10 protein-coding genes are annotated in these 14,078 nt (G+C 48.8%); 4 read left to right on the top strand and 6 right to left on the bottom strand.

What is annotated here, in order from left to right; all coding sequences use genetic code 11:
• From DET62_RS11195 to nspC, 4 genes are all read left to right on the top strand, one after another.
• Entirely contained in the window at window positions 1-1,839 is a 1,839-nt protein-coding gene (locus DET62_RS11195; protein WP_110013952.1) for a GNAT family N-acetyltransferase, read from the top strand.
• A 65-nt stretch (window positions 1,840-1,904) separates the two neighbouring features.
• Window positions 1,905-4,061: a prolyl oligopeptidase family serine peptidase gene (locus DET62_RS11190; RefSeq protein WP_110013951.1), complete on the top strand. Its 2,157-nt coding sequence runs from the start codon at window positions 1,905-1,907 to the stop codon at window positions 4,059-4,061.
• Between the two features lie 72 nt (window positions 4,062-4,133).
• The gene (locus DET62_RS11185) at window positions 4,134-5,333 is read left to right on the top strand and encodes a saccharopine dehydrogenase family protein (protein WP_110013950.1); all 1,200 of its coding nucleotides are present in this window, start codon (window positions 4,134-4,136) and stop codon (window positions 5,331-5,333) included.
• 15 nt (window positions 5,334-5,348) lie between these two features.
• Window positions 5,349-6,482 carry a carboxynorspermidine decarboxylase gene (nspC, locus tag DET62_RS11180; protein ID WP_110013949.1) on the top strand — a complete coding sequence of 378 codons (1,134 nt, stop codon included), beginning with the start codon at window positions 5,349-5,351 and terminating at the stop codon, window positions 6,480-6,482.
• 52 nt (window positions 6,483-6,534) lie between these two features.
• Here nspC and DET62_RS11175 read toward each other — a convergent pair whose 3' ends face one another.
• The 6 genes from DET62_RS11175 to DET62_RS11150 are packed head-to-tail and all read right to left on the bottom strand — an operon-like array spanning window position 6,535 to window position 14,066.
• Entirely contained in the window at window positions 6,535-7,161 is a 627-nt protein-coding gene (locus DET62_RS11175) for a tetratricopeptide repeat protein (RefSeq protein WP_011235229.1), read from the bottom strand.
• A 37-nt stretch (window positions 7,162-7,198) separates the two neighbouring features.
• Window positions 7,199-7,987, bottom strand: a complete 789-nt coding sequence (locus DET62_RS11170; protein WP_034822444.1) for a type III pantothenate kinase — start codon at window positions 7,985-7,987, stop codon at window positions 7,199-7,201.
• Entirely contained in the window at window positions 7,974-8,969 is a 996-nt protein-coding gene (gene birA, locus DET62_RS11165) for a bifunctional biotin--[acetyl-CoA-carboxylase] ligase/biotin operon repressor BirA (protein WP_110013948.1), read from the bottom strand. The genes DET62_RS11170 and birA overlap by 14 nt, the downstream gene beginning before the upstream one ends.
• Window positions 8,966-9,967, bottom strand: a complete 1,002-nt coding sequence (murB, locus tag DET62_RS11160; protein ID WP_110013947.1) for a UDP-N-acetylmuramate dehydrogenase — start codon at window positions 9,965-9,967, stop codon at window positions 8,966-8,968. Before murB ends, birA begins: the two co-directional genes overlap by 4 nt.
• A complete protein-coding gene (locus tag DET62_RS11155) occupies window positions 9,964-13,437 on the bottom strand; it encodes a PAS domain-containing hybrid sensor histidine kinase/response regulator (protein WP_110013946.1) in 3,474 nt (1,157 codons plus the stop codon). Before DET62_RS11155 ends, murB begins: the two co-directional genes overlap by 4 nt.
• Entirely contained in the window at window positions 13,434-14,066 is a 633-nt protein-coding gene (locus DET62_RS11150; protein ID WP_011235234.1) for a response regulator transcription factor, read from the bottom strand. Before DET62_RS11150 ends, DET62_RS11155 begins: the two co-directional genes overlap by 4 nt.
• Between the last annotated feature and the right edge of the window lie 12 nt (window positions 14,067-14,078).

Below are 14,078 nucleotides of genomic sequence, written 5' to 3'. Positions count from 1 at the left end.
ATGGCAGAGCGCAGCGGTTACCGACAACTTCAACTGCTGCAAGATGCGAGCCTCTGGCGCGAATACTGCGAGGCTCGTTCTGAAAGTTCTATCTACTTATCAAACCTACAGACTCATGCCGATGCCGTACTCTCCCGTTACCGCGATTATCTGGGGCATGAGTTTGAACAAGTCTGGATAGACTGCCACGACGGTTTGCACGCCGACGCCATAGCAGCGCTTTGTGGCACCGTTACCGCCGGTGGTCTGTTGTCTATTTTACTCCCGGCTGAGAGCAACGCCATGAGTCACCGCATGGAGCGTTTTGCCGCAAAACACTTTGCCGAATCAAACATCAAACCCTATTCATCGGTCAACAAAACTGAAACACGCTCAGCAAATGAGACGCTACAGCTAACGAATGAGCAGAACTCTATTTTTAACGCTCTTACACAAAGCACAGCAAAACCATGCGAAACTCATATCATTACCGCCGAACGCGGCCGCGGTAAAAGTACCTTGTTAGGTCAGGCGCTTGCCCAAGCAAAAGAGCACAGCTCGATTATTGTGACGGCACCGCGAAAAGCCAATGCGAAAGTTTTACTACAGCAAGCGCCGGAAGCTCATTTCGTCGCCTGGGATAAGCTGCTGGAACAACCCGGTAATTCGGAAGTAACATTAATTATTGATGAAGCTGCGGGTCTGCCATTGTGGGCAACAGAACAGCTATGCCAAAAATTTAATCCCTGGTTGCTTGCCACAACCGTTGCTGGTTATGAAGGTTGTGGTCGTGGTTTTGCTGTGCACTTTACCGACTGGGCCAGGAAAACCTTGCCACAGGTATCTGTTCACCAGCTAACTCAACCATTACGCTGGCCCATAAATGATCCGTTAGAGCAGTGGCTGACCGACACTTTCCTAATGAACGAGCAACCAGTAACACAATTCGGGCGCCGGGAGTCCGGCACTTTTATTAAACACGCATCGGAACTTGAAGAAGCTTTGCTGCAACAATGTTTTCAACTTCTTCTCAGCGCACATTACCAAAGTAGCCCGAATGACCTTAACCTGCTGCTTACCGAACCCGGACATAAGCTCGCATATCAGTCCACAAACGGCGAAGTTACTGCGGTTGCCTGGCTTATGAGTGAGGGACCCATTTTATCGCCATTAAAAGAAGAAGTCAGACAAGGGCAAAGACGCCCCAAAGGAAATTTACTGCCTCAGGCCATAGGCTACTTTCTGCAACAGGACTGGGCTATGGATTTACATTGGCTAAGAGTTGCACGTATTGCGGTACCAGCTGCGAAAAGACGACGTAAAGCCGCCTCCGAATTGCTGGCTGAGATTTACCGGTGGGCACTGGACAACAATTACCAAATGCTGGGCACCAGTTTTGCCTGGTCACCGGGACTGGATAATTTCTGGAAGAAAAATGGCTATGCCCTTTGGCGCCTCAGTAGCCGTATAGACAGTGTGTCCGCACGGCCGGCGGCTATTTATGCACTCCCACTAACCAATGAATTCACTGAATTATACCGGGTATGTCAATTGCTCGGTCAGTGGGGACAAAACCAGCTACAATGGTTGTCAGATGGCAAAGAGATGCTGCAACTGACAGACGAACACAATGAGATAAGAACAAGCCTTATTCAAGCCTATCGCAGTAAGACTATCCCGTTTGACGCGGCACATTTTGCCTTAGCTCAGTGGTTCTACTGGCAACATAGTAATCACCCTCTAACCGAACTGCTGTGTAACTCATCGACAACACTCAAACATCTGGGCGAGTATTGGGGGGGAGTGTCTCAGCGTCAGGCGAATGAAAATCTCTGTAAAGAAGTATGCTTACTGCACTAATGTGACTTGTTGTTTTGACAGCAAATTCCTATGATCACCGCAGAACCTAAACAGGAAGCCCAACCATGACTCGTTATTCAGCTTTTATTCTTTGTTCAACTGTGTTGATACTGAGTGCCTGTAGCTCGTTTGAACAGGAAAAAGAACAACCTGACGGCCCTTACCCCGAAACTAAAACCGTCGAGCAGCAAGATGATTATCACGGTACCCGAGTTGAAGATCCTTACCGCTGGCTGGAGCAGGACAACCAGGAAGTGTCTAATTGGGTGGATGCGCAAAACCAGTTATCTACTCCTTTATTGCAAAATCTTCCGGCGTTCGCCGACATTAAAGATCGCATGACTGAACTGTGGAATTATGAAAAAGTCAGCACGCCTTTTCGCTATGCCGACCGGTATTTCTACTTCGCAAATGACGGCCTTCAAAATCAGTCCGTGCTATACACCATGACCGATTTAAACAGTGCGCCGGATATTCTGATTAATCCTAATAACTTCAGCGACGACGGAACCGTGTCGCTGGCACGTATTAACGTTTCTCCCCGCGCGACCTATGTTGCTTATGCCACTTCTGACGGCGGCAGCGACTGGACGGAAATAAAAGTCCGTAATGTAGAGTCAGGAAAAGACACCAGCGACGTTATTGAAGGGGTTAAATTTACCGAAGTTGCCTGGCTACCAAATGAACGGGGGTTTTATTACAGCCGCTACCCTGAAAATAAAGACGGCAGCTTTGATGATACAAAACCCGTCAGTGTTTATTTTCATAAACTGGGAACCAAACAAAGTGACGATGAGCTGATTTTTGCTTTTGACAACCAGCCCGAACTAAACCCTTACGCCAAAGTATCGGACGACGGTAAATACTTACTTATTGATGTTTTTAAAGGCTACGACGCTAATGCCGTCTACCTGCGTCCGCTAGCACAGGAAAATGCACCTTTTAAAGGGCTTTTCACCAAGTGGGACGGCCAATATCAGTACGTTACCAGCCAAAAAGGCCTGCTGTATTTTAAGACTACCAATGAAGCGTCGACAGGTCGTGTCGTTGCCGTTGACCCTAAACAACCTGAACCTGAGAACTGGACAGAAATTATTGCTGCTAAAACTCATACACTGAAAGACGTACATGCAGTAAATGGTCAACTATTTGCGCATTATCTGCAGTCAGCGCGCTCGCGAGTGGCTATCTTTGATATAAAAGGAACCATGCTTCAGGAGCTGGCTTTACCCGGTATTGGCTCAATTAGCGGTTTTGAAGGCAGCCATAAAGCACCCGATGTATTCTTTTCCTTCAAAAGCTTTACCGAACCGGGAAAAATCTATCGCTACCAGCCTGACCAGCAACGTACCACCTTGTGGTATGAAACCAAAGTGCCAGCCGAATTAGATCAATATACAACTGAGCAAGTGGTATACAACAGTGCCGATGGCACCGAAGTTCCAATGTTTTTAGTGCACGACAAGAACATTGAGCTTAACGGCGAAAACCCAACGCTGTTATATGGTTATGGCGGTTTCAATATTTCTATTACGCCAGATTACGACACAACCCGTCTTGTCTGGTTAGAAATGGGCGGCGTACTAGCCATTCCAAATCTTCGCGGCGGCGGTGAATTTGGTGAAATGTGGCATCAACAAGGCACTAAAGAAAACAAGCAAAACGTCTTTGACGACTTTATTGCCGCGGCTGAATGGTTAATAAACAACAACTACACCAACAAGAATAAGCTGGCTATTCAGGGACGCAGTAACGGCGGTTTATTGGTCGGCGCTACCATGACTCAGCGTCCTGAGTTGTTTGCCGCAGCCCTTCCTGCCGTTGGTGTTATGGATATGCTGAGATACCAACTGCCCAGCGCCAATGCACGAGGCTGGGGTAGTGAATTTGGTTTAAGCGAAAATAAAGAGGAGTTCAAAACTCTTTATGCTTACTCGCCGGTGCACAATACCAAGAGCGGCACCTGTTATCCGGCAACCTTGATCACCACCGGCGACCACGATAATCGAGTGGTTCCATGGCACAGCTACAAGTTTGCAGCTGCACTGCAACGTGACCAAAGTTGCGACCAACCCATACTGTTGAATGTAGAGACTCGCGCTGGTCACGGAGCCGGTACACCAACCTGGATGCGCATTGAAGAACATGCCGAAAACTGGGCATTTTTACATAAGCATTTAGGTATGGATTCCGAGGCAGCACAAAGCAACGCTTCTGAATGATGATTTCATAAAAATATGCTATCTTTCGCAGCAACTTTATTAGTTAAAAGATTTCTGTGAAGGATAGCATTCATGTCTAAAGTTCTAATTATTGGTGCCGGCGGTGTTGCTGGCGTAGTCGTACAAAAATGTGCAGGCCTACCTGAAGTATTCTCTGAGATTCATCTTGCCAGCCGTACCCTGTCCAAATGTCAGGCGTTGCAGGAAAAAGCGGGTAAAGACCGCGTTGTTGGTGTGTATCAGGTAGACGCCGATGACTCTGCAGAAGTAGCTGAGCTTATTCGTGGCATTAACCCGTCACTGGTTATTAACGTTGCGCTTCCATACCAGGACTTACCTATCATGGATGCGTGCCTCGAAACCGGCGTTCACTACCTGGATACCGCAAACTACGAACCAAAAGACGAAGCGAAATTTGAATATTCGTGGCAGTGGGCTTATCAGGAACGCTTTAAAGAAAAAGGTTTAATGGCCTTGTTGGGTGCCGGTTTTGATCCGGGTGTTACCAACGTATTTACGGCTTATGCCGCCAAGCACTACTTTGACGAAGTGCATTATCTGGACATTGTTGACTGCAACGGTGGTGACCACGGTCAGGCCTTTGCAACCAACTTTAACCCGGAAATTAATATTCGCGAAATTACCCAAAAAGGTAAGTACTGGGAAAACGGCGAGTGGCACGAAACCGACCCTATCAGCGTGCGTAAAGATCTGGATTACCCAAATGTTGGTGTTCGCCCGTCTTACCTGCTGTTCCACGAAGAGCTGGAGTCGCTAGTTAAGCACTTTCCAACCATTAAACGCGCGCGTTTCTGGATGACTTTCGGTGAGCAGTATCTGACTCACTTACGGGTACTTGAAAACGTTGGCATGACCTCTATCCAACCGGTAGACTTTGAAGGCAAAAAAATTGTACCACTGGAGTTTCTCAAGGCGGTACTGCCGAACCCGGGTTCTCTGGCGGAAGGCTATACCGGAAAAACCTGTATTGGTACCTATGTCACAGGACTGAAAGACGGTCAAGAGAAGACTATTTTCATCTACAACAACTGTGACCATGCCGAAACCAACAAAGAAGTTGGCGCCCAGGCAGTCTCTTACACTACCGGCGTACCGGCAATGATCGGCGCTTCTATGATGTTGCAGGGTCATTGGATGGAACCCGGCGTCTGGAATATGGAACAGTTTGACCCGGACGAGTTTATGGAACGGCTAAACAAATATGGCCTGCCATGGCAAGTTCTGGAATGCGATAAGCCATTTGAGAAGTAACAGAGAAGACAACGCATGAGTCAATATACATCGCCGGAAATTCCGTCTCCTTGCTATGTGCTGGACGAAAAGCTGCTACGCAAGAACCTCGAGCTGATGCAAAAGGTACAGGAGCAAAGTGGTGCCGACATTATTCTGGCACTGAAAGGCTACGCCATGTGGTCAGCTTTTCCGCTTATTCGTCAGTATCTGAAAGGCTGCACAGCCAGTTCTGTCTGGGAGGCAAAGCTGGCAGCGGAGGAGTTTTCGCGCGAAGTTCATGCTTATGCGCCAGCTTATAAACAAGAAGACATCGACGAACTGCTGCCGTTAGTGAATCACTTGTCTTTCAACAGTGTCTCTCAATGGCACAAGTACCGTGAACAGACAGCTGATGCCGGAGTTTCCGTTGGTCTGCGTATTAACCCGGAGCATCAGGAAGCTGAAACTGAGCTTTATGATCCCAGCGCACCGGGCTCTCGTCTGGGTATTCGTGCCAGCGAACTTAAGCAGCAGGACTTAACCGGCGTTGAAGGTTTGCACGTGCACAACCTGTGCGAGTGCGACTCTTTTGCCCTTGAGCGCACACTGGACGCCGTGGAAAACCGTTTTGGCGAACAGCTAAAACAAATGAAATGGTTGAATCTGGGTGGCGGACATCTCATGACCCGTCAGGGCTACGATGTTGATCATCTGATAAAACAGTTAAAGCGCCTGCGCGAAACCTACGACCTTCAAGTGATACTGGAGCCCGGCTCTGCCGTTGCCTGGCAAACCGGTCCGCTGGTCTGTGAAGTGGTGGATATTGTTGAGAACCAGGGGCAAATTGCTTTACTGGATATTTCAGCCACAGCGCATATGCCGGACGTGCTGGAAATGCCTTATCGCCCGGTCATTACCGGAGCAGGTTTACCAGCAGAAAAAGCCTTCAGTTATCGCTTAGGCGGCAATAGTTGTTTAGCCGGTGATGTTATCGGTGAGTACAGTTTTGATCAGCCGCTGGCTGTTGGCGACCGCCTGGTGTTTGAGGACATGATGCATTACACCATGGTGAAAACGTCTTTCTTTAACGGTGTTCAACACCCAGCCATTGGTATTTTGCGGGAGAATGGACAGTTCGATTGTGTACGACAATTTAGCTACGAAGATTTCCGCAATCGCTTGTCTTAAACACAAATAAGCTTTCGCAGTTCAAATCAAAGGCCACTTAGTCCTATATACTCTAATCAAGTGGCCTTTTTGCTTTCTCAACCACCGAAGGTGGCATTCTCTCAGCCAGCTTTGCAAGCTTCTGTTCAATATCCGCATAAGTCCGCTTATCAGCGGTAATTGAATTATGCAGCCAATGATAAGCTTTTTCATAATCATAAGGGCTGCCTTCATCGGCCAGCAGAATATCGGCAAAGCGTCGTTGCGCAGGCAAATTTCCTAACGATGCGGCTTCACGAAGGTACAGAATGGCACGCTCAATGTCTTTTTGCACCAAAACCCCTTCATGGTAATAGCGACCTAACTGCTCCAGAGCTTCCAGTAAGCCATGCTGAGCTGCTTTCTCCATATACAGCAGGCCAAGTTCGGGGTCACGGTCATAACACACACCCCAGGCCATCATGTCGCCATAAAGAAACTGATAAGTCGGTCGGCGCTCAAGCTCGGCCTGAGCTTCAATATCCTGTGCCAACTGGCAGCGATCGGTATCGCGTACCCGTTTCAGATGCGCATTAGTTGCAAACATCTCAACCAGTTCCGCGTCTGAATATAACTGTACCGCTTCAACATCCTGCGCCTGCGCCTTGTGCATAGCGGTCAATCCGGCTACAGCAATCAGCATTGGAATGACTATCTTCATAAAGTTGCCTGTGGTCTCTCTGAATATACCTAAAAGCTTAACTGTTTAGGTTATCGGCACAGAGTCGCAAACCCTTAAACAACAAATCGTCATAACGACAGAATTCAACCGACAAGGTTCGCATCAAATGCTCACCGTCACCACCGGTGACCACCACATCAAAAGGCTGGTCAGAAAAATAGCGGCCGGACAACTGAATCGCTTGTGCAATAGCACCGGTTAAAGCTGCTTCAGCCCCTTGGGTAATACCGTCAAAAGTATCCAGGCCGGCAGCTAAACCATCACGCTCAATATCATTTACCGTAATGCCCTTTAAATTAGCCGTACCCTGACCCAGGGCATTTAGCATTAACTGTCGTCCGGGAACAATCCAGCCGCCAAGATGACGGCCATCAGCCATCAGCCAGTCAATGGTTAGTGCAGTACCCGCATCGACAATCAGTGCGTTCTGTTTCACTTGCTCATGACAACCGAGTAAGGCCATCCAGCGATCCGAGCCGAGGCGCTCAGGTTCTTTAGTGTAACCATTAGTAACCCCTGCTTGCTGTGCTCTGGTTTTTTGCCAGAAAACTTTTATACCCAGTTCCGCCAACGAGCTATTTAACGTATCCATAACCTGAACAGCGGCCACACTGCAACCAATGGCCTGCTGTTCGCGTTTTAGCTGACGGCCGCTAATAACCTCAAGAAGCAAATCTTTTAGCGGCTGACTTAAATCGTTTAGCCAGCTTTGATGAGAAATAGCTCCCAGAATCTCTATTTTATCGGTGTCAGCATCCCACCATGCAAACTTGCTGCGGGTATTGCCCGCATCAATTAGTAGCATCTTGCGCCCTCAATGAAACTTCACCACCAAAATAACGACGTACGCCCTGCTCATCTTCTACCAGTAACGCACCATTTTCGTCGATTCCACGACAGGTTCCTAAACAAACTCTTTGCCCCATAATGAGCTTCACCGGCTTATCCAAAAAGCAGTCGTATCGGCGCCAGCTTTGCTGAAAAGCAGCCAGCCCGTGTTGTTCGTATTGCTGTAAAGCCGACAGCACAGAGGCACGTACCTGCGCCGCAATATGATTACGCGACATTGGCTGCGGCAATTCAGTGTTCAGATCCGTCCAGGCCTGATCAATGCTCGCACCAACATGCTCTGGCATGGTTAAATTAATGCCAATACCAATAATGCTGTGCGCAGCGCCTTCAGGCGAGGTTTCAAGGTCGACCAGTATTCCGGTCACTTTCTTCCCGCCAATGTAAACATCGTTAGGCCATTTTACGCTAACGCCTTCAATACCCAGGTCGGTAAAACATTCCGCTAAGGCGACCCCGGCCGCAAGGCTTAACCCCATGGCGCCATGAATACCGTCATCTAAAGGCCAGTACACACTAAAGTAAAGGTTATTGCCAAAGGGCGAAATCCATTTTTTCCCACGACGCCCGCGTCCGGCGGTCTGAGCTTCGGCGAAAATAGAAAACCCCGCTTCTAAAGGCCCTTCTTTGGCCAACGCTTTAACCCGGTCGTTACTGGAATCAACCACCGACTTCACTTCAAACTCCGGCGACTGTCGCCACTCTTCCGGGCTTTCCTTTTCAATAACCCCCGCCTGCAAAAGCTCTATCGGCCGGGCAAGCTTATAGCCACGCCCGGTTACCGAAAACAGCTCAAGCCCAAGCTCTTCAAGTTTATGAATGTGTTGGTTTACCGCAGCCCGGGATATAGCCAGAGACTCACCAATAGCCTGCCCGGAATGAAACTCACCATTAGCCAGTAAAGTAATTAACTGATCAAGACGTTCTGCCTGCTTCATTTCTCTACCGCCAACTGCACAAGACCATGTTGGCCTACCAGACGAACTTCAGGTTCGAGCATAATGCCACTGGCATCCGCCACTTGTTTCATAATTTTTAGTGCCAGTTGCTTAATATCACTGCCCGTGGCCTGTGCTTTATTAATCAACACCAATGCCTGACGCGGGTTAACCGCAGCATCGCCGACAAACGCTGACTTCAGACCTAAATGCTCAATAAGCCAACCAGCCGCCACTTTCACCTGGTTATCGGCTACCGGGAAATAGACCATGTCAGGCCATTTCAGCAACAGCTGATCAAGCTGCGCTTTGGTAATAACCGGGTTTTTGAAAAAGCTGCCGGCATTGGGTATAACTTTTGGATCCGGTAACTTTCTCTGGCGCACTTCCACAACCGTATCGAAAATTTTCTGGGCACTCACATGCCCCTGAAGTTGGTTCAACGGAGCATAGTGGGTAACCGGCTGCCAGTCTTTGGGCAAGCGAAACACCACCGAAGTTATCAACCAACGGCCAGGGTGTTGCTTGAATACACTGTCGCGATATGCAAACTGGCAGGCTTCTCTGTTCATAGAAACCCAGCACTTTTCTTTAATGTCCCAGGCGGTTACCTGCTCAATAAAGGTTGCCACCTCTACCCCATAAGCCCCAACATTTTGCACCGGGGCAGCACCGACTGAGCCCGGAATTAGCGCTAAGTTCTCCAGCCCGTCGATACTTCTTGCGCGTAAGTCAGCAACAAAGTTATGCCAGTTCTCGCCTGCTGCGGAAGTAATTAAATAAGAGCTTTCCTGTTCTTCAATGCAGACACCCAGTAGCCGGTTGCAAATGACGGTTCCATAGAAGTTATCGACAAATAAGGTGTTACTACCCTCACCAAGCAAATAATAAGGTTCCTCAAATGCTAACTGCTCAACGTCGTCGCTGCTTTTCAGTTCAATTAACGCACGGCATTGTGCCGGGAGTTTAAATGAGTGTCGCTCGGCAAGCTCTATCAACTTCTGGCTCCTCCCGCCTTTCGGGTACTAATGTATTTTAAAAATGCTTTTAATGCGGCAGGTTTAGCGGGTTTAGGTAAAAACTGCAGGCCGCTTTTGCGGGCCGCCTGCTTCACGGCATCGTCACGCATCGCTGTCACCAAAGCGGCCGGTATCTGTTGCTGCCAAATATCACGTAGTTCCTGCGCCAACTGCAAGCCGTCACCGTCACCTAACTGGTAATCTAACAACAGTCCGTGCGGCGCTTTGTTCTGGCTGTGAGCCTTAGCATAGGCTAAAGCTTTGCTATAACGATTAAATGTCAGGGCTTCGCACCCCCACTTATTCAGCAGCGCACTCAACGCACTTAAATTTTCATTGTCGTCATCGACCACAATAAGCTGTAAAGGATCAGATAAAGCATCTTCCAGTTGTTTTTTCGGTCGGCTGACAACCTGAGCAGCATTGCCTAACGGCACTCGTACCGAAAAACACGAGCCTTTACCTTCAACCGACTCAACCTGTACGTCACAGTTTAACTGCTCCCCCATACGTTGCGCGACACTTAATCCAAGGCCGACACCGTCTACGGTTTGGTTCTGCACTCGATAAAATGCATCAAATACCTTATTTTGCTGCTGCGCTGCAATGCCCGGCCCGGTATCCCACACGGCTATCTGAAGCTCATCTCCGCGTTTGCGCACGCCCAACAGCACGCTGCCCCTTTGGGTGTATTTTATGGCATTAGATAAAAAGTTCTGCACAATTCGGCGCAAATATGTTGGGTCGGTGTACACCGGCCGGTCTTTATAAAACGCACGAAAATCCAGCTTCCGCTGCTCGGCCAGCACCGCATATTCTTCGACTAGCGGTTCCAGTAATGAGCTAAGCTGCACATGCCGGAACTGCGGTTTTAAAGCCCCCTGATCCATTTTTGCTATCGACAATAAGGTAGAGAGTAAATGCTCAGTTGACCCAAGCGCAGTATCCAGCTTGCCAACTAACGACAAGTTCCGCTCCGAAAGTTCTTTTTCCTGAATAGCCGAAAGGTATAAACGCGCCGCATTAAGAGGCTGTAAAATATCATGACTGGCCAGCGCCAGAAAACGCGTTTTAGAAGCATTGGCCGCTTCCGCTTCGGCCTTAGCTTTTTTCAGCTCGTCCTCAACCTGTCGGCGCCTGTCTATTTCAGCCGTCAACTCCTGATTTATCTCGCGTATTTCCTGGGTCCGAACGTCAACCCGCTGTTCCAGATCAATATTGGCATCTTCCAGTGCCTGCTGGGTTTCAACGTGCGACGTAATGTCGGTAAAGCTGGTAACGAAGCCGCCGGTCGGCAAAGGGTTACCGACCATTTCTATCACCCGGCCATCGGCGCGGCGACGAATAAAACGGTGTGGCGACCCCAACTGCATATAACGCAAACGCTTATTAACCAATCCGTCAACGTCACCAGGACCACATTCACCGCGCTCTGCGTTATAGCGAATAAGGGTCGCTATGGGCTGTCCGGGTTTCACCATGCCCTCAGGGTACTGGAATAAATCCATATAGCGTTTATTCCAGGCCACCAGCCTCAGCTCTGCATCGACAACACTAATGCCCTGAGCCAAATTCTCCAGCGAGCTAAACAAAATAGATTGCTGAGTTTGCAGAGCTTGCGTTGTATCGTCAAAGAAGTGAACAACTTCTTCTAAATTTAGCTGCTTATCGCGCAGTGCAGCATCGACAAGAGAGCGCGCCGTGGCAGAGCCAAGTACACCAGCTATCGCTCTTTCCACAAAACTGATAAAGGTTTTTTCAGCCACACCTTCCAGCGGAAGCTCAGTGTTTTCCGGACGCTGATAATACTGCATTAACTGCTGAGCCCGTTCCGCCCCTAAAAAGGTCCTTAACAGCAACAACATATCGGCATTGGTAGCACTGTCGTTTTTGTTGAAATGCAAGTCGGGTAAAGCGGCTCGGGGTTTAACAAAAGCCGTTGCCTGAATACGGTCAACCAGACGAGGTTTTGCCAACAATGAAAACACGATAAACCCGAAGCAATTTAAAGCTAAAGAAACTACAGTACCGCGGGTTATTATTTCTACATCGGTTAGCTGAAGGTCGGTGTATAAAGGTATTAGTACCGCTAAAACCCAGCCGACTGAACCTGCAGCCAACCCGGCGTAAACACCCCGCGCGTGGCCTTTACGCCAATACAGAGCGGCCAGCAACGCCGGCAGCAACTGCAACACCAACGAGAACGCCAACAAACCAATACTGACCAGGTTAGTCCGGGCTGCCCAGAAGTAATAACATAGAAACGACAGCACCATAGTAACGGCAATAGCCACACGCCGAATTAATAGTAATGCCCTGTCGTATTCACGGCGCCGATGTTTTAGCGGCAAGCGCGACTCGCGCTGCAGCAAAATGGGCATGATAACGTCGTTGGTTATCATGGTGCTTAAGGTTACGGACGCGATAATCACCATGGCTGTCGCTGCCGATATACCACCAATAAAAATAACCAGCGATAACCATAGCTGCTCTTTGAGTAACGGCAGTTGCAACGCAAACGTTGAACCATCGGTGGTTGCTGACAAATAGAAAGTTCCTGCAATAGCAATGGGGACAATTGCGGCAGCGGTCAGCGCCAAATACAAAGGAAAGCCCCAACGCGCCGTGCGTAAATGCCGGACATCAACATTGTCCACTACCGCCACATGAAACTGTCTGGGTAAACAAAGAATAGCCCCAGCAGCCATCAGTGTTTGTACAATAAACTCAAACTCGCCAAAGGCGGCAAATGACCACTGAGGTTTCGTCACGTCACTAAATGAACTGAATAAGTTCGATTGCGCGTCTCCCTGAATCAGGAACCAGGCAAAAACACCAGCTGCCAGCAATGCAACCAGTTTGATCATCGACTCAACAGCAATAGCCAGTATCATGCCACTGCGATATTCAGTGACTTCGACGTGACGGGTACCAAACAACATAGCAAAAATTGCCATTAGCGCAGCAGCACCCAGTTCTTTTATCGAAAACTGTGCCATCACTCCAGAGCTTTCAGTCAGAACCGCAAAGCTAATGCCCACAGCTTTTAACTGAAGCGCAATGTAAGGAATAATAGCAACGGCAGCAATGGCGGTAACAGCCACGGCAAGCCGGCGGCGTTTACCAAAGCGGGAAGAAATAAAGTCGGCTATTGAAGTAATATTTTGTTGTTTACTAACCGAAACCAGCTTTTCCAGAATTCGGATACCAAACAAGAACAGCAAAATTGGCCCGAGCAAGATAGGAAAGAACGCCCAACCGTCAACTGCTGCATTACCCACAGCGCCGTAATACGTCCAGGACGTGCAGTAGATGGCCAGCGACATAGAGTAGACAACTGGCTTGTGACTGATTTTATTCGCCCACGAGCCTAAACGGTCGCCCCAGGTGGCAACTGCGAAGAGGAAAATCACATAAGCCAGCGAGGCAAATATCAGTAACCAGGTCATAATTGCAGACGTTCAGCCACCAAAACTGCCTGGGTACGACTGTACACTCCCAGTTTGCGGAAAATTGCCGTAATGTGTGCTTTGACTGTTGCTTCAGTAATGCCCAGTTGATAGGCAATTTGTTTGTTCAGCAAGCCTTCATGAAGAAAGTGCAAAACCCGGTACTGCTGCGGGGTAAGCTCCGAAACCTTTTGCGCAAGCTGCTGATCTTCGTCCGAAATCACATCGAGACGTTCTCTGTTTTCTTTCGGAACCCAGGTGTCGCCCTGCAGGATGGTATCTATTGCTTCGGCTATTTCTGCAGAGGGTAATGATTTTGGAATAAAGCCCAAAGCCCCAAAGCCAATGCACTTGGCCACAATCGAGGAATCCTCACTACCGGAAATGATGGCAACGGGAAGCAGCGGATAGTCTTCTCTGACACGAATAAGACCATACAAATCACCACTGCCGGGCATGTGTAAGTCCAGCAGCAATAAATCGACATCGTCGTCGTTATTCAGTGCAGTCAGAGTTGAGTCTAAGTCTTCAGCTTCGCGTAAGGTCAGCTCAGAAAAGTGATTCGCGAGAGCGCCCTGCAGCGCCTCGCGAAACAATGGGTGGTCATCTGCGATTAAAAATTTCGCCATGAGATTCCAGAT

The sequence above is a fragment of the Idiomarina sp. H2 genome (assembly GCF_004364275.1).
Taxonomy (GTDB): domain Bacteria; phylum Pseudomonadota; class Gammaproteobacteria; order Enterobacterales; family Alteromonadaceae; genus Idiomarina; species Idiomarina loihiensis.
This window is presented reverse-complemented; position numbering and strand designations above follow the sequence as displayed.